This is a genomic window from Pseudonocardia xinjiangensis (genome assembly GCF_050948425.1).
GTDB classification, from domain to species: domain Bacteria; phylum Actinomycetota; class Actinomycetes; order Mycobacteriales; family Pseudonocardiaceae; genus Pseudonocardia; species Pseudonocardia xinjiangensis.
Genome location: NZ_CP192009.1, coordinates 1,212,532 through 1,235,276, shown reverse-complemented (window position 1 = coordinate 1,235,276; position 22,745 = coordinate 1,212,532). Strand labels below are relative to the sequence as shown.

At 71.9% G+C, this 22,745-nt stretch carries 19 protein-coding genes; 10 read left to right on the top strand and 9 right to left on the bottom strand.

The window, feature by feature from the left end; translation table 11 throughout:
- Positions 1-9 precede the first annotated feature (9 nt).
- The 4 genes from ACQPZA_RS05925 to ACQPZA_RS05910 form a co-directional block, all read right to left on the bottom strand.
- Positions 10-1,545, bottom strand: coding sequence for a S8 family peptidase (locus ACQPZA_RS05925; RefSeq protein WP_433279084.1), 1,536 nt, complete (start codon positions 1,543-1,545; stop codon positions 10-12).
- A 5-nt stretch (positions 1,546-1,550) separates the two neighbouring features.
- Positions 1,551-1,946 (bottom strand): hypothetical protein, encoded by a 396-nt coding sequence (locus ACQPZA_RS05920; protein WP_433279083.1) that lies wholly within the window; start codon positions 1,944-1,946, stop codon positions 1,551-1,553.
- Between the two features lie 10 nt (positions 1,947-1,956).
- Positions 1,957-2,556, bottom strand: a complete 600-nt coding sequence (locus ACQPZA_RS05915; RefSeq protein ID WP_433279081.1) for a hypothetical protein — start codon at positions 2,554-2,556, stop codon at positions 1,957-1,959.
- Between the two features lie 68 nt (positions 2,557-2,624).
- Entirely contained in the window at positions 2,625-3,599 is a 975-nt protein-coding gene (locus tag ACQPZA_RS05910; protein ID WP_433279079.1) for a caspase family protein, read from the bottom strand.
- A 403-nt stretch (positions 3,600-4,002) separates the two neighbouring features.
- On the opposite strand from ACQPZA_RS05910, the gene ACQPZA_RS05905 reads away from it, so the two are divergent.
- The gene (locus ACQPZA_RS05905) at positions 4,003-4,713 is read left to right on the top strand and encodes an AfsR/SARP family transcriptional regulator (RefSeq protein WP_433279077.1); all 711 of its coding nucleotides are present in this window, start codon (positions 4,003-4,005) and stop codon (positions 4,711-4,713) included.
- A 61-nt stretch (positions 4,714-4,774) separates the two neighbouring features.
- Here the strand turns inward: ACQPZA_RS05905 and ACQPZA_RS05900 are convergent, their stop codons facing one another.
- Positions 4,775-5,854: a HoxN/HupN/NixA family nickel/cobalt transporter gene (locus ACQPZA_RS05900; protein ID WP_433282690.1), complete on the bottom strand. Its 1,080-nt coding sequence runs from the start codon at positions 5,852-5,854 to the stop codon at positions 4,775-4,777.
- A 216-nt stretch (positions 5,855-6,070) separates the two neighbouring features.
- Here ACQPZA_RS05900 and ACQPZA_RS05895 point away from each other — a divergent pair, with 216 nt between their 5' ends.
- From ACQPZA_RS05895 to fdhD, 7 genes are all read left to right on the top strand, one after another.
- Positions 6,071-7,006 carry a LysR family transcriptional regulator gene (locus tag ACQPZA_RS05895; protein WP_433279075.1) on the top strand — a complete coding sequence of 312 codons (936 nt, stop codon included), beginning with the start codon at positions 6,071-6,073 and terminating at the stop codon, positions 7,004-7,006.
- A 69-nt stretch (positions 7,007-7,075) separates the two neighbouring features.
- Complete coding sequence (locus ACQPZA_RS05890) at positions 7,076-7,558, top strand: formate dehydrogenase subunit gamma (protein WP_433279073.1); 483 nt, start codon at positions 7,076-7,078, stop codon at positions 7,556-7,558.
- Positions 7,555-9,132, top strand: a complete 1,578-nt coding sequence (locus ACQPZA_RS05885; RefSeq protein ID WP_433279071.1) for a formate dehydrogenase beta subunit — start codon at positions 7,555-7,557, stop codon at positions 9,130-9,132. Before ACQPZA_RS05890 ends, ACQPZA_RS05885 begins: the two co-directional genes overlap by 4 nt.
- 70 nt (positions 9,133-9,202) lie before the next feature.
- Positions 9,203-12,028, top strand: coding sequence for a formate dehydrogenase subunit alpha (fdhF, locus tag ACQPZA_RS05880; RefSeq protein ID WP_433279069.1), 2,826 nt, complete (start codon positions 9,203-9,205; stop codon positions 12,026-12,028).
- A 2-nt stretch (positions 12,029-12,030) separates the two neighbouring features.
- Positions 12,031-12,255 carry a formate dehydrogenase subunit delta gene (locus tag ACQPZA_RS05875; protein ID WP_433279067.1) on the top strand — a complete coding sequence of 75 codons (225 nt, stop codon included), beginning with the start codon at positions 12,031-12,033 and terminating at the stop codon, positions 12,253-12,255.
- Positions 12,255-13,448: a molybdopterin molybdotransferase MoeA gene (locus tag ACQPZA_RS05870; RefSeq protein ID WP_433279065.1), complete on the top strand. Its 1,194-nt coding sequence runs from the start codon at positions 12,255-12,257 to the stop codon at positions 13,446-13,448. The genes ACQPZA_RS05875 and ACQPZA_RS05870 overlap by 1 nt, the downstream gene beginning before the upstream one ends.
- Entirely contained in the window at positions 13,436-14,308 is an 873-nt protein-coding gene (gene fdhD, locus ACQPZA_RS05865; protein WP_433279064.1) for a formate dehydrogenase accessory sulfurtransferase FdhD, read from the top strand. Before ACQPZA_RS05870 ends, fdhD begins: the two co-directional genes overlap by 13 nt.
- Positions 14,309-14,326: 18 nt before the next feature.
- On the opposite strand, the gene ACQPZA_RS05860 is transcribed toward fdhD, so the two are convergent.
- The 4 genes from ACQPZA_RS05860 to ACQPZA_RS05845 form a co-directional block, all read right to left on the bottom strand.
- Positions 14,327-15,772 (bottom strand): MFS transporter, encoded by a 1,446-nt coding sequence (locus ACQPZA_RS05860; protein WP_433279062.1) that lies wholly within the window; start codon positions 15,770-15,772, stop codon positions 14,327-14,329.
- An 81-nt stretch (positions 15,773-15,853) separates the two neighbouring features.
- Positions 15,854-17,578 carry an alpha-keto acid decarboxylase family protein gene (locus ACQPZA_RS05855; RefSeq protein ID WP_433279060.1) on the bottom strand — a complete coding sequence of 575 codons (1,725 nt, stop codon included), beginning with the start codon at positions 17,576-17,578 and terminating at the stop codon, positions 15,854-15,856.
- A 179-nt stretch (positions 17,579-17,757) separates the two neighbouring features.
- Positions 17,758-18,954: an FAD-dependent oxidoreductase gene (locus ACQPZA_RS05850; protein ID WP_433279058.1), complete on the bottom strand. Its 1,197-nt coding sequence runs from the start codon at positions 18,952-18,954 to the stop codon at positions 17,758-17,760.
- 27 nt (positions 18,955-18,981) lie between these two features.
- Positions 18,982-19,932, bottom strand: coding sequence for a hydroxymethylglutaryl-CoA lyase (locus ACQPZA_RS05845; RefSeq protein ID WP_433279056.1), 951 nt, complete (start codon positions 19,930-19,932; stop codon positions 18,982-18,984).
- 185 nt (positions 19,933-20,117) lie between these two features.
- On the opposite strand from ACQPZA_RS05845, the gene ACQPZA_RS05840 reads away from it, so the two are divergent.
- Positions 20,118-20,954 (top strand): IclR family transcriptional regulator, encoded by an 837-nt coding sequence (locus tag ACQPZA_RS05840; RefSeq protein WP_433279055.1) that lies wholly within the window; start codon positions 20,118-20,120, stop codon positions 20,952-20,954.
- A 306-nt stretch (positions 20,955-21,260) separates the two neighbouring features.
- Positions 21,261-22,619 carry an MFS transporter gene (locus ACQPZA_RS05835; RefSeq protein WP_433282688.1) on the top strand — a complete coding sequence of 453 codons (1,359 nt, stop codon included), beginning with the start codon at positions 21,261-21,263 and terminating at the stop codon, positions 22,617-22,619.
- Positions 22,620-22,745: the final 126 nt, after the last annotated feature.

Here is a 22,745-nt window from a genome sequence, read left to right as displayed (position 1 = left end):
GGATCCGGGTCAGATCCGCGCGAGCGCACCCATGAGGTCGACGAGCCCGTGCCCCTCGAAGAACCGGTCGCGGCCCAGCGAGATCGCGCTGGTCGTGATGAGCTCCTTGACGTCGTCGGGCCGGCCGACGAACTCGGGACGCACCGACAGCAGGGCGGCGATGGCACCCGACACGTGCGGTGCGGCCATGGAGGTACCGCTGTCCTCCGCGTAGCAGGCCGCATCCCGTCCGGCGGGCAGGGCCGGGATCGCCGCCCGGAACCGGCCGCTGGCGCACGAGGTGATCCGCTCCCCCGGCGCCAGCACGTCGGGCTTGAGCCGGCCGTCCAGCGTGGGCCCCTTCGAGGACAGGTAGGACACCCCGTACGTATGGGGCTTGTCCCGGTGCGTGGCGCCGACCGTGATCACGCGGTCGGCGTTGCCGGGATCGGTGATGCTCGACAGCACCCCGTGCGGCCCGCCGCCCCGCTCGCTCCCGTACCCGCCGTTGCCGGCGCTGACGACCGCCACCACCCCCGTACCGACCAGCAGGTCCAGCTCGCGGCAAAGGGGGCTCTGGCCGGCGGCGTAGTCGCGGAAGAACCACGGGCAGCCGATGCTGAGGTTCACGCCGTGGATCCGCAGCAGCCGCCCGCCCGCGTTCACCGTGCGCACGTACTCGAGCGCCTCGATCACCGCGCTGGACGTGGTCCGCGCAGCGCCGCCCGCGCTGTCGAGGACCTTCAGGCTGACCAGGCGGGCGAGCGGGGCCATCCCGCTGACGGCCCGGCCCGGCTCGAGCCCCCGGACGGTCCACCGCGGCAGGTCGCCGTCGTCGCCCGTCGTGGGCGCCAGCACGGCCAGGTGGGGCGGCCGGTCCGGGGGCGCGGCGCCGGCGATGATGCCCGCGACGTGCGTGCCGTGGCCGTGCTCGTCGATCAGCGCCGGTCCGGGGGCCTGCGCCGGCGGGGGCGGATCGTCGCGGACGAGCCACGTGAAGTCCCGGTGCAGGTCCCGCACCGCGGGGTCGGTGAGTGTCCCGCACGAGAAGTGCGGATGCTCGGCGTCCACGCCGCTGTCGAGCACCGCCCAGACGATGCCCGCCCCCGTCGTGCCGTACGTCCGCGCCGCGGCGTCGGCCTTGATCGTGCTGATCGAACGGTCCACCTGCGCGTGCATCACGTAGTCGGGCCAGATCCGGAAGATCGTGCGTGGCGGCGCGGAGTCGTCGGCGCGCAGGAGGTTCCGGATCTCGGCGCGGCTGAGCAGGCACCGGACGTACGCGGCGGCGACGGGGCGCGGGGCGGGCCGTGCGGACGAGGGCGCGTCCAGCACCCCGGCGTGCCGGACCAGGAACCGTTCCAGCGTCTCGCCCGGCACTGCTCCCGCGGTCAGGTTGAGCTCGACCAGCACTCCCAGCAGGTCACCCTCGTCCGAGGAACGGGTCTCGACGACGTCGCGGACGATCTCGCCGGGTACGTCGTCGTCGACCAGCAGGGGGCTCGCCGACCAGCGCCGACCGGCGCCCGGGCCCGCGGGGGCACCCCGGTACGTACGCGCACTCATCCGGCTCACCCGTCACTGGTCGGTCGGTGGGGGACGAAGAGGAACTGCGGACTCCCCCGGCCGATGATCAGCAGCCGCTCGGTGAACAGCCCCACCAACCGCTGGTAGACCGCTCCGAACTCCTTGCTCCGGAAGCCGAACTCCGCCATGTCGGCGTCCTCGAGCCTCGTCATCGCCCCGCTCAGCTCGTGGATCCGGGCGCGCAGCCGCCCCAGGCCATCGCCCGCCTGCCCGCCGTCCCCGACCACGGAGGTCATCGCCTCCCACACCCGTGGCTCGGGGAACGCCGTCAGGTCCGGCTGGACGAGACCGGCCAGGGCCCGGGCCGCCGATTCGAGCACCGGATCGGGGTCCGGGCCGGTGCTCGAACCGGCGGGTGTGGGGGGCGGGCTCTCCGGCACCGGCGCAGAACTAGAGGAGGCTCATGATGATCGGCAGCGCGACCGGGGCCGCATCGCTGACGAAATCGCAGACGTCGTCGAACCAGCCCTTGTCCATCCCCGGCGGTGGCTGCGGGATCGGGATCTGCGCGTTCGGGTCGCGGAAGTCCTTCTGCCCCGACATGGCCTGCACGGTCGCCTGTCCGAGGTTGAGCAGGACGGAGGTGGCGTAGTCCACGAACCCCGGGTCGTTGCGCCGCTCCGCGGGCAACGCCTGGATGATGCTCGCCAGCTGCGGCGGCTGGGCCGTGTAGTCCTTGCTCACCGCGTTGATGACGACCGGCGCGACGGTCTGGATGACGTCGAGCACGGTGTTCCACCAGGCCTTGTCCTGCAGCTGCGCCGGGTCGGCCAGCCGGACGTGCGGGGTGAACGCCTTGCTCCGGAACGCCTTCGCCGGGTTCACCTCAGCGGCCGTGTGGTACGCGGCGAGCATCGCGCAGGCCATCGACGAGGCGTCGTGCACGGCGATGCCCGGCGCGTGGGCCTTACCCGGTAGGGGGGCGCTGGCGAACGCGCCCTCGATCTGCTTCTTGACCTGCTCCAGCTTCGGGTCGAGTACCGCGGTCATGGTTCCTCCTGTGAGATCCGGCCGGACCGGCGCCGGCCTGCGAGACGAGATCGGTGGGTCGTCGGGGGTCAGGCGGGGATGCCGAGCTGGGCGCGCAGCCACGCGTCCGGGTCGAACCCGTTCACGACCGGCGCGACAGGGCCCGCGGTGCCGTCGGTCGGCGTGCCCGTGGGCTGCTGCATCGTGATGAAGGTTTCGGTCAGTAGCTCCGGGTGCAGCGCGGGTGCCTCCACGGTGGGCGTCTGACTCATGTTGAGTCGCGCCAGGCGGGCTCCGACCCGGAGGTTGAGCTCGGCGAGTGAGATTGCCGGGTTCAGCTCCTGCACCAGCCCGTAGGTGAAGGCGGACAGGTTCTGCGTCGGCGCGCTGCCGGCAGCGGCGGTCTGGTCGGCGAGGCAGGCGGCGAACATCGCACCGTTGAGGTCGACCGAGCCCTGGCCGATGTCCTTCCTCGGAGCGACCCCCACCGGGTCGAGCACGAGGTTCTTCGCGACCGCTCCGCTGTCGGCCGTGGAGCGGCGGCCGAAGAACTTGAAGTTGGTGACCTGGGCGTAGAGCTGGGCGTCCCGCTCGGCCTCCTCGGCGCTGGGCTGCCACACCTTGGCCCGCGCCACCTGGACGTCGCCTGCCGGGAAGAAGAGCTTGTTCATGCCCCCCGAGTGGCAGGAGTCGAGCACCACCGTCAGGACGTCCGGCGGCAGGGTCTGCGTGCGTCCAGCGAACTCGGTGTCCTTGAGGAACCCGTCGTAGAGGCACAGGACCTCGACCATCGTGTTGCCCTCGGGGTAGCGGTAGCCGTGGGACGACTGGAAGAACACGATCTGGTCCCCGGCCTGCACGTCCGCGAACAGGGTGTCGAGACCCGCCCGGACCTTCGCCAACGTCGCGTCCTGGTTGTGCAGGAGCTGGACCGCCGCCGAGTCGAACCCGTAGGTCTGCAGCAGCAGGGACCGGAACGCCAGCGTGTCCTCCACACAGGAGTTGAGATTGTTGCGCGGATCCGGATAGTTGTTGATCCCCACCAGAAGAGCACGCCTGGTCATTCGTTGATCCCTTCTCCGGGTGTGTGCCGGCCTGGCACCGGGGCCGGCGACGAATGATCACCATTGGCGCCGCCACCCTCGGCTGTTCACTGCGGAGAGCGTCGGCGAGCCGCGTTCCGCACGGGTGGTTCCGGTGTGGCCAGAACGTCGCCGGCCCATTGACCAGGTCACACCCGAGGGCGCGGCGCCATCCGCCCCACCATCGCGCTCCCACCCTCTGACCTGGGCCGTAAATGGTTCAGAGATGAGTCGGAGACACAACAGCGTCCGTTGGGGGTGGGCCGCGTGGGCTATGCGGTGACGACCCGGTCACCGTGTGGTGGATGTGCTCCCGACATCAGTTGGGCAGGATCGAACGGGTTCGGGTCGGGGGCTCACGAAAGACCCGCTCAAGGGGGCAGGTTTGCAGGACAACGCATTGCGGCTCTCCCTGCTCGGAGGATTGGAGATCGGCCGCGCCCACACCCGCGTGAACCTTCCGCTCGGCGCCCAGCGACTGCTGGCGCTGCTCGCTCTCCAGAACGGCTGGATACACCGGTCCACCGCGGCCGAACGGCTCTGGCCCGACAGTCTCCGCAACCGTGCGCCGGCCAATCTCCGCTCGGCGTTGTGGAAGGCGAGCCGGATCGGCGACGTCGTGGCCATCGAGTCCACCGGAGCCCGGCTGCGGCTTCAGCCGGGCATCGAGGTGGACCTGCGCTCGATCCTGGAGAGGATCCGGCACATCGGTGACGGCGGCGGCCTCGGCGACGAGGCCGAGACGATCATCGCGGCGCTGTCCCGCGAGCTGCTACCGGACTGGTCCGACGAGTGGCTCCGCCTCGAGCGCGAGCGCTGGGACCAGGTGCGGACGCACACCCTGGAGAGCCTCGCCCAGCAGTTGATGGCGGCGGGCCGGTACCTCCTCGCACTGGAGGCGGCCTCGGCCGCGGTCGCTGTCGAGCCCGTCCGGGAGAGCGCCCATCGCGCCGTGATCGAGGTCTACATCGCCGAGGGCAACGGCGCCTGCGCGCTCAAGCACTACCAGCGCTACCGCGGGCTGGTGCAGCGCGAGCTCGGCGTCACGCCGTCGCAGCGCATGAACCGGCTGATCCAGCCACTGACGGCTCGGTAGCGGGGCGACTCGCAGATGGAGAACGGGCGACTCGCGGACCGGGAACGGGCGACTCGCGGGGTCAGGGGGTGTCCGTGGTCCGGTCCGACCACCGCTGCTCCACGCGCCCGAACTTCCAGACGGCGAACGCGACCAGCCAGGCCAGGGCGAAGAGCGCGACGATGCCGTAGCCCGCGTAGTCCAGGGGGATCGCGGCGATGGCCGCGAGCGGGCCGGAGGTGATCCCCGCCTGCTCCGTGACCACCGACAGCAGCTCGATCGTCCCGATGACCAGGGCGACCGCGACGGACAGCGCGGTGATGGTGATGTTGTAGAAGACCTTGCGGACCGGCCGGGCGAAGGCCCAGCCGTAGGCGAAGTTCATGAAGATGCCGTCGATCGTGTCGAGCAGGCTCATTCCGGCGGCGAACAGGATCGGCAGCACCAGAATCGCGTAGAACGGCAGGCTGAACGCCGCGGCGCCGCCCGCCAGCACCAGCAGACCCACCTCGCTGGCGGTGTCGAAACCCAGCCCGAAGAGCACGCCGACCGGGTAGATGTGCCACGGTTTCGAGATCGAGCGGGTGAGTCCGCCGAGAAAGCGGTTCATGAAGCCGCGCTTGTCGAGCTGCTGCTCGAGCTCCTGCTCGTCGTACTCCCCGGTGCGCATCCTCCGGAAGATCCGGACGATGCCGACGAGCACGACGAGATTGAGGATCCCGAGGATCCACAGGAACGCCCCCGAGACCGTGGCACCGAGGATCCCCGTGATCGAGTGCAGTTCCGAGCCCTCGTCCTCGACCGGCCCCACCAGCGCCTTCACCCCGACGGCGAGCAGGAACGCCAGCCCGAACACCACGGTGGAGTGCCCGAGGGAGAACCAGAACCCGACCGACAGCGGGCGTCGCCCGCCCCCGGCGATGAGTTTGCGGGTGGTGTTGTCGATCGCGGCGATGTGGTCGGCGTCGAACGCGTGCCGCATTCCCAGCGTGTAGGCCAGCACGCCGACGCCCAGCCCGTACGTGCCGGTGCTGCCGAGATCGTAGTGGGCGGGCACCACCAAGACGATCAGAACGACGATTCCGACAAGGTGCAGAAGGAGCACGAACCCGAACATCCCGCCTATTGCGGACCGATCTGCGGGAGTGAGCGCCGAACGCATGGTCGCCCACCGCGAGGACGCGGCAGAAACGGTCGGGGATGTCATGGCACACCTTTCACGGGGAACGCTCCTGCAAGATATCGGCAATTGCCCCGCCCCTGCCGGTGGCACACGTCACCACGACCCGGACCGGCGGCTCGGCGGCGGCGCCCGGGCATCGCCACGGAGCGCGCAGCGCTGTTTGCGCTCCGGGGCCGTCGCCGGTATCCCTGTCCGGTGCTCCTGCGCCAGCTCGAATACCTCAGCGCTCTGGCGCGGGAGCGGCATTTCGCGCGGGCGGCTGCCGCCTGCCACGTGTCGCAGCCCGCACTGTCGGCGGCCATCCGCCGGCTGGAGTCCGACCTCGGGGTGCAGATCGTGCGGCGGGAGCGCCGCTTCGGCGGGTTCACGCCGGAGGGCGAGCGGGTCGTCGTCTGGGCCCACCGGATGCTCGCCGACCAGGACGCGATGCGCCAGGACCTCGACCGGATGGCGGGCGGCCTCACCGGCAAGCTCCGCATCGGCGCCATCCCCACGGCGCTCACCGCGGCACCGCTGCTCACCGCGCCGTTCAGCGACCAGCACGGACGGGTGCGGATCTCCATCGAGTCGCTGTCCTCCCGCGAGATCGTGCGCAAGCTCGCGGAGTACGAGCTCGACGTCGGCATGACCTACGTCGACGGGGAGGGGCTCGGCGGCTCGGTGCGGACCGTGCCGCTCTACCGGGAGCGTTACCTGCTCCTCACACCCGAGGACTCGCCGCTCGCCGAGCGGAGCAGCGCCCCCTGGGACGACGTCGCCACCCTGCCGCTGTGCCTGCTGTCCCCGGTGATGGAGAACCGGCGGATCCTCGACCGCGCCTTCGCCGCGGTGGGGGTCGCGGTGGAACCGATGCTGGAGGCCGACGCGGTGTCGGTGCTGTACGCGCACGTGGCCACCCACCGCTGGTCGACGATCATCGCCCACGCCTGGCTGCACCTGTTCGGGGTGCCCGACGGGATGCGGATCGTGCCGATGGTCGCGCCCGCGCAGAGCCACCGCATCGGACTGGTGCTGCCCGACCGCGTCCCCGAGCCGATGCTCGCGCGGGCCGTCCTCGATGTGGCGGCGCAGGTCGACCTGCGGGCCGAGCTCGACGAGTTGCTGCGGCGGCACGTGCGAAGTCGCTCATAGACGGCGGTTATCACGGGATAGCCATGATTGCTTTGACCTGAGACACCTCAGACCGCGACAGTCTTGTTCATGACGACGGACGTCACGGATCTCGCGGCGGTGCGTGCCGAGCACGTGCGGCACATCGCGACCACGCTGCGCGACGTGCGCGGCCCCCTCATCCCGATCCTCCACGCGGTGCAGGAGGACCTCGGCCACGTCGACCAGGCGGACGTCCCCGTGATCGCCGACGTGCTCAACCTCTCGGTCGCCGAGGTCCACGGCGTGGTCACCTTCTACCGAGACTTCCGGCGCGCCCCGGGCGGCCGCACCACGGTGCGGGTGTGCCAGGCGGAGGCCTGCCAGGCGGTCGGGGCCGAGGCGCTCGGCGAGCACGCGAAGCGGCGCACCGGCGTCGGCTTCGGTGAGACCACCTCCGACGGCGCCATCACGCTCGACGAGGTCTTCTGCCTCGGCAACTGCGCGCTCGGTCCGGCTGTGCAGGTGGGCGACCGGCTCCACGGCCGGGTCACCCCGGCCCGTCTCGACGCCCTGCTGGGAGAGGCCCGATGAACGCAGTGACGGTGCGGGTGTTCGTCCCGCGCGACGCCGCGGCCCGGTCCGTCGGTGCCGACGAGGTGGCCGAGCGGATCGCCGCAGCCGCGGCCACCGCGGGCCGGGCGGTCGAGGTGGTGCGCACCGGCTCCCGCGGGATGCTCTGGCTGGAGCCGCTGGTCGAGGTCGAGACGCCCGCCGGCCGGGTCGGCTACGGGCCGGTCGCGCCCGAGGAGGTCGACGGGCTCGTCGCCGCGGGGCTGCTTGACGCCACCCCGGAGGGGCTCGGGCTCGTCGAGGACCTGCCCTGGATGCGCCGCCAGCAGCGGCTGACGTTCGCCCGCGTCGGGGTCGTCGACCCGCTCTCGGCCGACGACTTCGAGGCCCACGGCGGCTACGCCGGGCTGCGGGCCGCGCTCGCGATGGAGCCGGCCGCCGTGGTCGAGGAGGTCGTGTCCTCCGGGCTGCGCGGCCGGGGCGGCGCCGGTTTCCCCACGGGGATCAAGTGGCGCACGGTGCTCGGCGCCACCGCGGACATCAAGTTCGTCTGCTGCAACGCCGACGAGGGCGACTCCGGCACCTTCGCCGACCGGATGCTGATCGAGGGCGACCCGTTCACGCTGATCGAGGGCATGACGATCGCAGCTCACGCGGTGGGCGCCACCGAGGGGTACGTCTACCTGCGCTCGGAGTACCCGGAGGCCGTCGAGACGCTCACCGCCGCGATCGAGATCGCCCGCGCCAGGGGCTGGCTCGGTGAGCGGATCCTCGGCTCGGAGCTGACCTTCGACCTCCACGTGCGGGTGGGCGCAGGCGCCTACATCTGCGGCGAGGAGACCTCGATGCTCGAGAGCCTCGAGGGCAAGCGCGGCACGGTGCGGGCCAAGCCGCCGATCCCGGCCCTCGAAGGGCTCTTCGGCCGCCCCACCGTGGTCAACAACGTGCTCTCGCTGGCCACGGTGCCCACGATCCTCGCGGGCGGCGCCGCCGCCTACGCGGCCTACGGCATGGGTCGCTCGCTGGGCACCAACGTCTTCCAGCTCGGCGGCAACATCGCCCGCGGGGGGATCGTCGAGACGGCCTTCGGGATCACCCTCGGCGAGCTCGTGGAGGACCTCGGCGGCGGCGCCGCGTCCGGACGTCCGGTGCGCGCGGTGCAGGTGGGCGGCCCGCTGGGGGCCTACGTGCCCACCACGCAGTTCGACCTGCCGATGGACTACGAGTCGTTCGCCGCGGCCGGGGCGATGGTCGGCCACGGCGGGATCGTCGTCTTCGACGACACCGTCGACATGTCCTCCATGGCCCGCTTCGCCTTCTCGTTCTGCGCCGAGGAGTCCTGCGGCAAGTGCACCCCGTGCCGGGTGGGTGCCGTGCGGGGCGTCGAGACGATCGACCGCATCCGCGCAGGCGAGGACCGCTCGAAGAACCTCGTCCTGCTCGACGACCTGTGCGAGCTGATGACCGACGGCTCGCTCTGCGCCATGGGCGGCCTCACCCCCTTGCCGGTGCGCAGCGCGCTGCGCCACTTCGGCGAGGACTTCGGCGTCCCGGCGACCACCACCACAGGAACAAGCGACGGGGGCACACCATGAGCAAGCTCGCGAGCGAATCATCGACACAGCGACTCGTCGAAGCCACGACCGAGCGTAGCGAAGGAGCGCGATGACGCTGCTCAAGGAGCCCGACTTCGGCACGCCCGCCCGCGAGGGTGCGGCCACCGTCGAGGTGACCATCGACGGGGTGGCCGTGACGGTGCCACCGGGCACGTCGGTCATGCGCGCGGCGAAGGAGGCCGGGCTCGACATCCCCAAGCTCTGCGCCACCGACAGCCTGGAGGCGTTCGGCTCCTGCCGGCTGTGCGTCGTGGAGATCGACGGCGCGCGCGGCACGCCCGCGTCCTGCACCACGCCCGTCGCGCCCGGCATGGTCGTACGCACGCAGACCGAGAAGCTCGGGAAGCTGCGCCGCGGGGTCATGGAGCTCTACATCTCCGACCACCCGCTGGACTGCCTGACGTGCTCGGCCAACGGCGACTGCGAGCTGCAGGACATGGCCGGGGTCACGGGCCTGCGCGAGGTCCGTTACGGGTCGGGTGTCGAGGCCGGCGCCAACCACATGGACCTGCTCAAGGACACGTCCAACCCCTACTTCGACTTCGACGCCTCCAAGTGCATCGCGTGCTCGCGCTGCGTCCGCGCCTGTGACGAGGTGCAGGGCACCCTGGCCCTCACCATCGAGGGCCGCGGCTTCGACTCGAAGGTCGCCGCGGGCGCCGGCGTGTCGTTCATGGAGTCCGACTGCGTCTCCTGCGGCGCGTGCGTGCAGGCCTGCCCCACGGCCACGCTGCAGGAGAAGTCGGTGGTGGCGCTGGGCATGCCCACCCGGTCGGTGGTCACCACGTGCGCCTACTGCGGTGTCGGCTGCTCGTTCAAGGCCGAGCTGCGCGGCGACGAGCTGGTGCGGATGGTGCCCTACAAGGACGGTGGCGCCAACGAGGGCCACTCGTGCGTCAAGGGCCGGTTCGCGTTCGGCTACGCCAGCCACCCGGACCGCGTGATGGCCCCGATGCTGCGCGAGTCGATCACCGACCCGTGGCGCGAGGTCTCCTGGGACGAGGCCATCCAGTTCACGGCACGGCGGCTGCGCGAGATCCAGGCCGAGCACGGACCGGGCTCCATCGGCGCGATCACCTCGTCGCGGACGACGAACGAGGAGGTCTACGTCGTCCAGAAGATGGTGCGCGCGGTCTTCGGCAACAACAACGTCGACACCTGCGCCCGCGTCTGCCACTCCCCCACCGGCTACGGCCTCAAGCAGACCTTCGGCACGTCCGCGGGCACGCAGGACTTCAAGTCCGTCGCCAAGGCCGACGTGATCCTGGTGATCGGCGCCAACCCCACCGACGGCCACCCGGTGTTCGCGTCGCGCATGAAGCGGAGGCTGCGCCAGGGCGCCAAGCTGATCGTCATCGACCCGCGACGGATCGACCTCGTCCGCTCGCCCCACATCGAGGCCGAGCACCACCTGCAGCTCGCGCCCGGCACGAACGTGGCGATCGTCAACGCGATCGCGCACGTCATCGTCACCGAGGGGCTCGCCGACCGCGAGTTCATGCGGGAGCGCTGCGAGGGCGTCGAGGAGTGGGAGACGTTCATCGCCCGCCCCGAGAACAGCCCCGAGGCCGTCGCGGACATCACCGGGGTCCCCGCCGCCGACGTCCGGGCCGCGGCCCGGCTCTACGCGACCGCAGGCAACGGCGCGATCTACTACGGACTCGGCGTCACCGAGCACAGCCAGGGCTCCACCACGGTCATGGGCATGGCCAACCTCGCGATGGCCACCGGCAACATCGGCCGCGACGGCGTGGGCGTCAACCCGCTCCGCGGGCAGAACAACGTGCAGGGCTCCTGCGACATGGGCTCCTTCCCGCACGAGCTGCCCGGCTACCGGCACGTCTCCGACGACGGCGCCCGTGACGTCTACGAGCAGCTCTGGGGCGTGCCGCTGCTCGATGAGCCCGGCCTGCGCATCCCCAACATGTTCGACTCGGCCATCGACGGCTCGTTCCGGGCGCTGTTCGTGCAGGGCGAGGACATCGCCCAGTCCGACCCCAACACCACGCACGTGCACGCCGCGCTCGCCGCGCTCGACCTCGTCGTCGTCCAGGACCTCTTCGAGAACGAGACGGCGAAGTTCGCCCACGTGCTGCTGCCCGGCACGTCGTTCCTCGAGAAGGACGGCACGTTCACCAACGCCGAGCGGCGGATCAACCGGGTGCGCCCGGTGATGGCGCCGAAGACGGGCAAGCAGGAGTGGGAGATCATCTGCGAGATCTCGCAGGCGATGGGCTACCCGATGCACTACGACTCGTCCGCCCAGATCATGGACGAGATCGCGGTGACCACCCCGACGTTCGCCGGCGTCTCGTTCGCCCACCTCGACAAGGTCGGCAGCGTGCAGTGGCCGTGCAACGACGCGGCTCCCGAGGGCACGCCGATCATGCACGAGAACGGGTTCGTGCGCGGCAAGGGCCGGCTCGTCGAGACGGTCTACGTGCCCACCCAGGAGCGCAGCACGCGCAAGTTCCCGTTGATCCTCACCACCGGCCGGATCCTGTCGCAGTACAACGTGGGCGCGCAGACCCGCCGCACGGCCAACTCCGCATGGCACCCCGAGGACCTCCTCGAGCTGCACCCGCACGACGCGGAGGTGCGGGGGATCAACGACGGCGACATGGTCGCGCTCTCCAGCAGGGTCGGTCGGACCACGCTGCGGGCCGTCGTGTCGGAACGGATGCCTGTCGGCGTCTGCTACACGACCTTCCACCACCCGGTCACCGGAGCCAACGTGATCACCACGGACAACTCCGACTGGGCCACCAACTGTCCCGAGTACAAGGTCACCGCTGTGCAGGTGGCGCTCTCGTCGGCGCAGGTCGCCGTCCGCGAGGAGCTGGCACAGCGGCCGGTCGTCACGGCGGGGGACTGACGATGTCTACCACCACCGTCCCCCCGCACGTGCGGCTGGCCAACGAGGTCGCCGTGCAGTTCGCCCACCAGCCGTTCGAGGTGGCGGCCGCCGCGGTGGCCACGCACCTGCGCGACTTCTGGGAGCCGCGGATGAGGGCAGCGCTGCTGGCCCACGTCGCTTCCGGCGGCGAGGGGCTCGACCCGATGGCCGTGCGGGCGGCGGAGCTCCTCCGCCCGGCGGACTGATGAGCACCGCCTTCGCACCGCCCGTGACGTCGCTGTCCTGGGACGGCGCGCGGGAGCGGGCCCACGCGGCCGCGCGGCCGCTGCCCGTGCGGTGGGTCCCGATCGCCGACGCGGAGGGGGCGGTGCTGGCCGCGCCCGTGGTGGCGCCGTCCGCCGTGCCGCCGGTGGACCGCTCGGCGATGGACGGCTACGCGGTCTGCGGCGCGGCGCCGTGGACGCTCGTCGGCCGGGTCGGTGTCGCCACCTCCGCGCCCGCTCAGCTGCGTGCCGGCGAAGCGTTCGCCGTGGTCACCGGTGCGACCGTGCCTGCAGGCACCACTGCCGTGCTGCCCGACGAGGACGCCGTCGTGGACGGTCGCCGGGTCGCCGGGTCGGTCACGCCGGGCAGGCACGTGCGCCGCGCCGGCGAGGAGTGCTCGGCGGGCGATGAGCTGCTGCCGGCAGGCATCGTGGTGCACCCCGCCGTGCTCGGGCTCGTCGCCACGCTGGGCCTGGACCGGCTGCCGGTGCATCCGCACCCGCGGGTGGCCGCGCTGGTCACCGGCGACGAGCTGGTCTCCGAGGGGCCCTCGGGGCCGGGCCGGGTGCGCGACGCCATCGGCCCCATGCTGCCCGGCCTGCTGGCCGGCGCCGGTGCCCGGGCGGTGGCCACCGCCGCGTTGCCCGACTCCCGCGCCCTGCTCCTCGACGCCATCGCCGACGCCGACGCCGACCTGGTGCTCGTCTCCGGCTCCTCGGCCTCCGGTCCCGCCGACCACCTGCGTCCGGCGCTCGCCGCGCTCGAGGCGGACCTCCTCGTCGACGGCGTGACCTGCCGTCCCGGTCACCCGCAGGCCCTGGCCCGGCTGCGCGACGGGCGGCTGGTGGTGGGGTTGCCCGGCAACCCGTTCGCCGCGCTCGCCGCCTTCCTGACCCTCGCGGTCCCCGTCATCAGCGGGCTGCGCGGTGAGCCGCTGCCCGTCCTGGTGGCGGCCCCGGTTCCGGGTGGGCTGCCCCGCCACGCCGTGTGCACCCGGCTGGTCCCGGTGCGCGTCGGCCCCCACGGCGCGGAGCCGGTGGGCCACAACGGGCCGGCGATGCTCCGGGGGGCCGCGGTCGCCGACGCGCTCGCCGTGGTCGACCCCGGCCCGGCCGCGGCGATCGCCGCGCGTCTCCTGCCCTTCGACCAGGGAGCACGACCATGGGGCGTCTGATCGCGCGGCGCGCGGTACTGCGCGTCACCCCGAACGGTGCCACCCGGCGGCCCGACTCCATCGCCGTCGAGGAGCCGCTGGAGCTGCGGGTCGCGGGCAAGCCGCTGGCCGTCACGATGCGCACGCCGGGCCACGACGTCGAGCTCGCCCACGGCTTCCTGCTCACGGAGGGCGTGATCGGCAGTGCCGCGGACATCAGCACCGCGCGTTACTGCGACTCCGTCGACGCCGACGGCCGCAACACCTACAACGTTCTCGACGTCGGGCTCGCGCCGGGTGTGCCCGCCCCGGACCCCGGTGTGGAGCGCAACTTCTACACCACCTCGTCGTGCGGGGTGTGCGGGAAGGCGTCGCTCGACGCCGTGCGCCTGAAGTCGCGGCACTCCCCCGCCGCCGACCCCACGCAGGTGTCCGCGGAGGTGCTCGCCGGCCTGCCCGACGCCCTGCGGCGGCGCCAGCAGGTCTTCGACCGCACCGGCGGGCTGCACGCGGCCGGGCTGTTCACCGCCGACGGCGACCTGCTGGTCGTGCGCGAGGACGTCGGGCGGCACAACGCCGTCGACAAGGTCCTGGGGTGGGCGTTGCTGCAGGGCCGGATCCCAGCGAGCGGCTGTGTCCTCACGGTGTCCGGGCGCACGTCGTTCGAGCTGGCCCAGAAGGCCGTCATGGCCGGCGTGCCGGTGATCGCTGCGGTCTCGGCGCCGTCGTCGCTCGCGGTCGAGCTCGCCGAGGAGTGCGGCCTCACCATGGCCGGCTTCATCCGCGACGGCTCGATGAACATCTACACGCGCACCGACCGGATCCTTCTGCCCGAGAGCGCGCCGGCCACTCCGCGCGACCCGGCCTTCGCCACGCCCTGACGGCGCGGGGCCGACCGGCTACCTCGCCGGTGCGGCCACCGTCGTGCCGGCCGGCCGGTCGCCGGGCTCGTCGAACACCTGAGCGGTGCGCAGTGCCCACTTGCTGGTGGTCACCAGGCCGATCACGAACATCGCCACACCGATCGCGGTCATGATCAGCCAACCGAGATGCGCCGCGGTGACGAAGCCGGTGGACAGCGGCCCGACGATCCGGGCCGTCACCACCGATCCGAGCACCGCCACCCCGAGCGTCGCGCCCACCTGCCTGCTCGTGGACGCCACCGCTGCCGCCACGCCGGCCCGCGCCATCGGCATCCCGGAGACGGCGGCTGTGGTGATCGGCGGGTTGATGAAGCCGAACCCGACCCCGAACACGGCGTAGGCGAGCACCACCATCAGCAGCGTCTGTGCGGTGAGCCCGGAGAGCAGGAAGGAGCCCACCGCGATCGCCAGGCCACCCGCCAGCAGCGGCAGCCGGGGGCCGCGCGTTCCGACGAGGCGTCCCGAGATCGGCGACAGCACCGCCGTCATGACGGCCATCGGCAGCGTGAGCAGGCCGGCGTGCAGCGGTGTGAACCCGCGCACCTCCTGCAGGTACAGGGCATTGAGGAAGAGGAAGCCCGCCATCACGCCGAACGAGCCGACGGCGATGAGCGTGGCGCCGGTGAACGGGGCGCTCCTGAAGAACTTGATGTCCAGCAGCGGCTGGTCCTTGCGCTGCTCGTAGCGGACGAAGGCGATCGCGGAGGCGATCGTCACGACCGCGCAGCCGATGATCCACGGCGACCGGACGCCCAGGCCGGGCGCCTCGATGATCGCGTAGGTCAGCGTGGCCAGCAGCACGATCAGCAGCACCTGCCCGACCGGGTCGAGCGGCCGCGGCCGTGCCGCCCGGGAGTTCGGCACGAACCGGGCCACGAGCAGCACGGCGGCGATCCCGATCGGCACGTTGATCCAGAAGACCGACCGCCAGCCGATGCTGTCCACCAGCACGCCGCCGAACAACGGGCCGAGCGCCCAGCTCAGCCCGACGACCGAGCCCCAGACGCCGATGGCCTTCGCCCGCTCGCGGCGCTCGGTGAACGTGTTCGTGATGATCGACAACGCGACCGGGTTCAACATCGAGCCGCCGACGGCCTGCAGCATCCGGAACACGATCAGCAGCCCGATGCCGGGCGCGATGCTGCACAGCAGCGATCCGAGGCTGAACAGGACCAGACCGATCTGGAACACGCGCTTGCGACCGAACCGGTCGCCCGTCGAGCCCGCCAGCATGAGCAGGCTCGCGAGCACGACGGTGTAGGCGTCGATCACCCACTGCAGGCTCGACACCGAGGCCTGGAGCTCGCGGCCGATCGAGGGCAGGGCCAGGTTGACGATCGTGTTGTCCAACCCGACGATGAACAGCCCCATGCAACAGATCCACAGGATCGCCGTCTTGTGGCGCCGGTCAAGTTCGGGCATGTCCACCCCAAGAAGCTCGCTAGGTAGTTAGCACGCTACAACTACCTGGCCGGCGAGGAGCATTTCCGAATGGGACATCGGTCACCCGGCGGGTGGCGGCGCCCCGTTCGCGCGCGCGGCGCCGCGGCCCAGCTCGACGAGGAGCTCGGGGGCGTCGGACGGGTCGAGGACCGCCTCGACGAGCACCAGCCGGTCGGTGCACTCCCGGGCCTGCACGAGTGCCAGGGCCAGGGCCTCCCGGGTGCGGACCGTCGTGGTGAGCACCGGTACTCCGGGGGCGAGCACGGACGGCAGTGCCGCCCAGTCCCAGCTGGTGATGTCCTGGTAGACCGCATGCGGGCTCTGGATGGCCCGCTCGATCGTGTACCCGGCGTTGTTGATGAGCACGATGATCGGCGTGTGCCCACCGTGCAGGATCGTGGCCAGCTCCTGGATGGTCAGCTGTGCGGCACCGTCACCGATGAACAGCACGCTGCGGTGCTCCGGCACGGCGAGAGAGATGCCGAGGGTCGCGGGCAGGGTGTACCCGATCGACGACCAGACGGGTTGGGCCAGCAGGTCGGAGTTGTGCGGCATGTGCAGGGCCAGCGCCCCGAACAGGGCGGTACCGGCGTCGGCGATCGCGGTCACCCCCTCGGGCATCCACTGCTGGACCTCCGCCCAGAACTGGCCCTGCGTCAGCACGTCGGAGTCCGGCGCATCCGGGACGCCGGGCCGTGGCTCCTTCGGCAGCGGTGGCAACGGTGGGAAGCCCCGCTCGGCCACCACCTCGTGCAGGATCCGCAAGGAGTCGTCCATGTGCAGGCCGTGGAAGAGGGAGGCGCCGATCCGGGCGCTCTCGAAGCCGAGCTCGACGGCGTCCTCCGGCGAGAACCGGTGGGTGAACAGCCCCGTGAGCACGTCGCTCAGCGTCGTGCCGGCCAGTACGAGCAGCGGCGCGCCGTCGACGGCGTCCCGGGTGGCCGCGGACCTGGTCATGGCGCCCATGTACGTGCCGAGGCTCGCGGGGTGGCGCTCGTCGAGCATGGCTTTCGCGCCCGCCTGCGTCGCGATGCGGACGCCCGGCAGATCGGCCAGCTTCGCGAGCTCGCCCTCCAGTCGCCGCCGGTGCACCCGCGGCCCCGCGAGGACGGTCAGTGAAGGCTCTGCCGCGAGCAGAGCCACCAGCGCGGCCCGGAACTGCTGGATCGACGTCGGGTCGCTGGGCGAGCGGCGCAGGGGCAGCGCCAGGTTCGCGGCCGGGACGCGCGCGACCGCCACGTCGGCGGGGATGCCCAGGTAGACCGGCTTGCCCTCGTTGATCGCGGTGAGCAGCAGCCGGTCGATCTGCCCCACCGCCGTCGCGGCGCGCAGGACGGTGCCCGCGGCGGTCACCTCGCGGTAGGCACGGACGAAGTGGTCGTGGTCGCCGTCCACCAGCGTGTGGTGGAGCAGGAGACCCTCGGCCCGGGCCTTCGTGGGTGGCATTCCGCTCACCAGTACGACCGGGACGTCCTCGGCGTAGCTGCCGGCGATGCCGTTCATGGCCGACAGCTCGCCGACCCCGTAGGTGGTGACCACCGCCGCCAGCCCGCGACGGCCGCGGGCGTACGCGTCGGCGGCGTAGGCCGCGTTCAGCTCGTTGGTGCAGCCGACCCACTCGATGCCGGGGACGGCGAGCATCTCGTCGAGCAGGCCGAGGCTGAAGTCACCCGGAAGACCGAAGACGTGGGGACCGTCCAGCTGGCGCAGGCGGGTGGCGAGGTAGGCGCCGACGGTGACGGTGGCGTCCGGTGCGGGGAGGACGTCTGGCGTGGGGACGGACATGGTTCCTCTCGGGGTACGAGGGCTGCAGAAGGCTGCGGTGGAACGAGCCTTGCTGGAACCGTGGCTCCTGTCGCCGGTGCGTGACGACGATCGCAATCCGGGTGCTGGCGCACGTACGCCCCGGCGGGCCGGCCGGGTGCCGGGATGACGCTACCGGCCCGGCGCCACGGCGCAGGCCGTCAGCCGCGGCCGTAGTCGGGGAGTGCGAACTGCCCGACCCGGCCCAGCTGCCGGGCCAGCAGACCACGCAACGGCCGGCTCGTCGCGCAGCGGATCGACGCGGCCTGCAGCCGGATCACGCCCGCACCGGTGGGTGCGAAGCCGTGCATGCCCAACGGCAGGCTCTGCCCCCTCCTGACGTACGGCCGCAACACCTGCTCGTAGCGGGCGAACCCGGCGCGGTGGTCACCGCCGGCCGTCGCGAGCTCGCCTGCCAGCACGTAGGCCCCGACGATGGCGAGACTGGTCCCCAGCCCGGTGAGCAGCGTCGGGCAGTAGCCCGCGTCACCGACAAGGCCGACCCGGCCCCGCGACCACCGGGCGAGGCGGACCTGGCTGATCGAGTCGAACCGGAAGTCGGGCGCCGCGCGCATCGCCCCGAGCAACGCCGGGGCCTTCCAGCCGACCCCGGCGAACCGGCGGGCGACGAGGTCCTGCTGCGCGGCGACGTCGTGCCGGTCGTGCTCCCCCGGCGCCGAGGTGAAGCTCAGCCGGGCCTTCGACTCACCGGGCGAGCGTCCGGACCGCAGCGAGACGGCGCGGCCACCGGGAGCGTTGTGCGTGACGAACCAGCCGTCGAGATCACCGGCGTCCGGAGCGGTGAACCACGCGGTGTACCCGCCCACGGCCCGGACGCAGCGCGCCTCCGGGCCGAAGACCAGGCGACGCACCACGGAGTGCACGCCGTCGGCCCCGAGCACCAGGCCGTACCGGCGGCGACCCGCCTTCCGGAACGAGACGGTCACGCCGCTGCCGTCCTGCACGATGGCGGAGATCGTGTCGTCGAACAGGTACTCGACCGCACCGACGCCGACGCCGTGGAGCACCCGGACGAGATCACCCCTCAGCACCTCGACCTTGGACATCCGCTCCGGAGTTCCGAAGAGCTCCGCCGGAATCCGGGCGGTCACCCGCCCCACGGCGTCGACCCACGCGAACCCTCGATGGTCGAGGGCCACCTCGCCCATCCGGTCGAGCAACCCCATCCGCTCGACCACGGCGTATCCCGCCCCGCGGAGGTCCACGGACTGCCCGCCGGCCCGGAGCGCGGGTGCGCGCTCGACCACGGTGGTCGGGAACCCGTGCCGGCTCAGCCAGTAGGCGAGCGTGAGACCGGCGATGCCGGCTCCGCACACCAGCACGTCGGGCAGCCCCACGCCTCGAGCTTACGAGCGTCCCGATCTTCATGGGACCAGCGGCGGCCCGCACCGCGCCGGGTCACCTCCGGCGGCTCCGGGCACGTCCGGAGGAACACGCGACAGTGCCGAGAGGGGCGCATGACCGAGGACGACCGAGAGCTCGTCGCGGACGCGACGCAGCTTCTCCGGGTCGATGCCCGTGCGGATACCCTCGCGGTGAAACATCTGGACGAGGTCCTCGGTGGCGATGTTGCCCGATGACCCGGGGGCGAACGGACAGCCGCCGAGACCGCCGATCGCGGCGTCGAAGCGGGTGATGCCGAGCTGGAAGGCGGTCCACGCGTTGGCCCGGGCCATCCCGTGGGTGTCGTGCAGGTGCAGGCCGAGCGGCACATCGGGAACCACATCGCGGACCGCGGCGACCGTGCGCGTGACGGCGCCGGGCTGGGCCGCCCCGACCGTGTCGGCCAGGTGCACCACCACGGCCCCGAGCTCGACCAGCCGCCGGGCCGTCGCCGCCGCCCGCTCCGGCGGGATGTCGCCGTCGAACGCGCACACGAAGGCCGGTGCGACGCACGCCTCGGCGGTCACGCCCGCGGCCTGCAACACCCCGAAGGCCGGGCCGAGGCGGTCGAGTGCCTCCGCGGTGGAGACGCCGACACTGGCGCTGCTGTGCCGGTCGGTCGCGGAGACGACGACCCGCACGGAGCGGGCACCGGCCTCGACGGCCTGCTGGGCACCGAACTCGGTGAACACGAGGGTGTACAGCGCGGCGGTGCTCTCGGCGACGAGAGTGCGCAGCACCGCGTCGGACCCGGCCATCTGCGGCACCCGGCGCAGGCTGGCGAAGGCACCGACCTCCAGCGAGACGAGGCCGGCGTCGAGCAGCCGGCGGGCGACGCGGACGCGGTCCAGTGGCGCGACGGAGATGGGCTCGTCCTGCAGGCCGTCCCGGAGCACGACGTCCGTGATCAGAACGTCTCGCTCGGCGTCCATTCAGGTCACTCCTCCTGCGCGCAGCCGCCGGGCGGTGTCGCGTGCCGCAGCCCTCAGGATTGTCATGCAGTCATCCCTGAACGCCCACCATATGACTTCGATATCTAGCATGTGGATACGACGATCGGGCGTCAAGGCAGAGATCGATACGATGCGTCATCTCACAGCGGGACAGGAGTGAAGGCATGCCGGACGATGACGGCCGCACGTCTGTGGTGCCGGTACTCGTGCTGCGCAAGATCACGCAGATCCTGCGGTCGTTCAGCATCGAGCAGCCGGAGCTGACCCTGCAGCAGATCATCAGGACGACCGGGCTGCCTCCGAGCACCTGCCAGCGACTGGTCCGCAACCTCGTGGTCGAGGGCTTCCTCGACCGCGACGACGACCGCTACCGGATCGGCCTGGACTTCGTGCAGTGGGCCGCGCCGGGCACGTTCGGCCTCGACATCGTCCGGCTCACCCGGCCCGCGCTGCAGGCGCTGCGCGACCGGACGGGTGAGACGGCGTGCCTCTACGTCCGGCACGGCCCCTTCCGCACGGTCGTCTCGCTCGCGGAGTCCCGGCATCCGGTGATCCGGCTGTTCGTGGTGGGCATGGTCATGCCGCTGCACGCAGGATCGGCCGGCAAGGTGCTGCTCGCCTGGGATCCGACCGCGCGCCAGGAGGCGGTCCGGCACGGCCTGGGCAGGTTCACCGAGCACACGACCGTCGACATCGACGAGCTCACCGGACAGCTCGCCGCCATCCGGCGCGCCGGCTACGCGGCCAGCTTCGAGGAGCGGGACGCCGGCGCCGCCTCCATCAGTGCACCGGTGTTCGGGCTCAGCGGAGAGCTCGTCGCCGCCCTGGGCATCGGTGCCCCGCTCCAGCGGCTGGGCCCGGCCGAGGCCGGCCGGTGGGCTCCGACTGTCATGGAGCTCGCTCGCGACGCCTCGCGGCGCATCGGTTTCCGCGCCGAGATGCGCGCCGAGAACCTCTCCGCCCCGGTCGCCGACATCAGGGCCACCGCCACCGGCGACTGACCCCGCGATCCCCGCGGCCGATCCCTCCGCGGCCCCTCCGGACACCGCTCCCGGCACCGCCGGGGCCGGGCTCGGGGGCGTTCGCCACCGGCTCGTCCGGTCTGTCCCGTCCGCGTCCCACAATGCCGGGCACGGGTTCTTGACGGTCCCATCTCGCGGTCGCAGCATGGTGAGTCGACGTTCACATCGTGGGTTCCACTTCCACCAATGTGTCCGACTGTCCGACCGTTCAAGGAGGATCGATTGACCGAGACACGTGGGACACGGGGGCCACTCGAACAGGCCCCGCGCGACCAGCCAGGGGAGGTGGGTGAGCGGATCGACCGGCTGCCGGTCACCCGCACCCAGCGGCGGGCCACCGTCGCCGTGGGCCTCGGCCTGTTCTTCGAGTTCTACGAGGTCTTCCTGACCGGCGTGCTCAGCAGCGTGCTGGTGGGCGAGTTCGGGCTCTCCAAGGCCGAGCTCCCGCTGGTCCTCTCCTCGACGTTCATCGGGATGTTCGTCGGGGCGCTCGTGCTGGGACGGTTCGCCGACCGTCTCGGACGGCGCGGCGCGTTCCTGCTCAACCTCTCCATCTACTCGCTGTTCTCCCTGCTCGGGGCGTTCAGCATGAGCGCCGTGTGGCTCGTCGCCACGAGGTTCCTCGCCGGGGTCGGCCTCGGGGCCGAGCTGCCTCTCGCGGACACCTACCTCACCGACCTGCTGCCGGCGCGCCGCCGCGGCCGGTACATCGCCTGGGCCTACACGCTCGGCTTCATCGGGGTGCCGGTGCTCGGTTTCCTCGCCCACTCGCTCGCCATGACGACGTGGCTAGGTGTCGCGGGCTGGCGGTGGATGTTCGTCATCGGCGCGCTCGGCGCCTTCGTCGTGTTCCTCCTGCGCCGCGGACTGCCGGAGTCGCCGCGATGGCTCGAGTCCGTGGGGCGCACCGAGGAGGCCGACCAGGTGGTCACCCGGCTCGAGAACGAGGCACACGGCCTGCCGTCGGAGCCCGTCCGGCCCGCCCCGCCGAGCCCGCCCGCCGCGGACGCGGGCCGCCCTCGAACCCGACCGGTGCCGACCGGCGCGCGTGCCCTGCTGGTGCCTCCGTACAAGAGGCGCACGGGCATGATGGTCGTCTTCCACATCTTCCAGACCATCGGCTACTACGGGTTCGGCACGATGGTCCCGCTCGTGCTCACGGCGAAGGGTTATCCGATCTCGGAGTCCCTGCTGTTCACCGGGGTGACCTACCTGGGCTACCCGATCGGGTCGGCGCTCTCGCTGCCCGTCGTGGAGCGGGTCGAACGCAAGTACCTGGTGGTCGGGGCCGGGCTCCTGATGGCGGTCTTCGGCCTGGCGTTCGGCTTCTCGAACTCGATGCTCACGATCCTCGTGTTCGGCTTCCTCTACACGGCCGTCAGCAACGTCTTCTCGAACGCCTACCACATCTACCAGGCCGAGATCTTCCCGACGCATCTGCGATCGACCGCGTCGAGCGGGACGTACGCGCTGTCCCGCCTCACGACCGCGGCGATGCCGTTCGTCCTCGTCCCCGTGCTGAACGACGCCGGTGTCGGCGCGCTCTTCGCGATCGTGTGCGCCGCGATGGTCGTGGTGGCGGTGGACGTCGGCATCCTGGGTCCGCTCACCACGGGCCGGCGGCTCGAGGTCGTCAACGAGTAGCCCGTCGACGACGGAGGCCACTCACGGGGGGTGCGGCTCACCCCCCCACCGGCCCTCTCCGGCTCCTACCGTGGATCGAGGGATCGCCAGCGGCGATCCCGCGTTCTCGAACCGGTCACGAGGAGC

Coding starts and splice junctions, on each gene's coding strand:
- ACQPZA_RS05925 (WP_433279084.1), bottom strand. CDS start 1,545: ATGAGTGCGCGTACGTACCGGGGTGCCCCCGCGGGCCCGGGCGCCGGT.
- ACQPZA_RS05915 (WP_433279081.1), bottom strand. CDS start 2,556: ATGACCGCGGTACTCGACCCGAAGCTGGAGCAGGTCAAGAAGCAGATC.
- ACQPZA_RS05910 (WP_433279079.1), bottom strand. CDS start 3,599: ATGACCAGGCGTGCTCTTCTGGTGGGGATCAACAACTATCCGGATCCG.
- ACQPZA_RS05900 (WP_433282690.1), bottom strand. CDS start 5,854: ATGCGTTCGGCGCTCACTCCCGCAGATCGGTCCGCAATAGGCGGGATG.
- ACQPZA_RS05890 (WP_433279073.1), top strand. CDS start 7,076: ATGACGACGGACGTCACGGATCTCGCGGCGGTGCGTGCCGAGCACGTG.
- ACQPZA_RS05885 (WP_433279071.1), top strand. CDS start 7,555: ATGAACGCAGTGACGGTGCGGGTGTTCGTCCCGCGCGACGCCGCGGCC.
- fdhF (WP_433279069.1), top strand. CDS start 9,203: ATGACGCTGCTCAAGGAGCCCGACTTCGGCACGCCCGCCCGCGAGGGT.
- ACQPZA_RS05875 (WP_433279067.1), top strand. CDS start 12,031: ATGTCTACCACCACCGTCCCCCCGCACGTGCGGCTGGCCAACGAGGTC.
- ACQPZA_RS05870 (WP_433279065.1), top strand. CDS start 12,255: ATGAGCACCGCCTTCGCACCGCCCGTGACGTCGCTGTCCTGGGACGGC.
- fdhD (WP_433279064.1), top strand. CDS start 13,436: ATGGGGCGTCTGATCGCGCGGCGCGCGGTACTGCGCGTCACCCCGAAC.
- ACQPZA_RS05860 (WP_433279062.1), bottom strand. CDS start 15,772: ATGCCCGAACTTGACCGGCGCCACAAGACGGCGATCCTGTGGATCTGT.
- ACQPZA_RS05855 (WP_433279060.1), bottom strand. CDS start 17,578: ATGTCCGTCCCCACGCCAGACGTCCTCCCCGCACCGGACGCCACCGTC.
- ACQPZA_RS05845 (WP_433279056.1), bottom strand. CDS start 19,932: ATGGACGCCGAGCGAGACGTTCTGATCACGGACGTCGTGCTCCGGGAC.
- ACQPZA_RS05840 (WP_433279055.1), top strand. CDS start 20,118: ATGCCGGACGATGACGGCCGCACGTCTGTGGTGCCGGTACTCGTGCTG.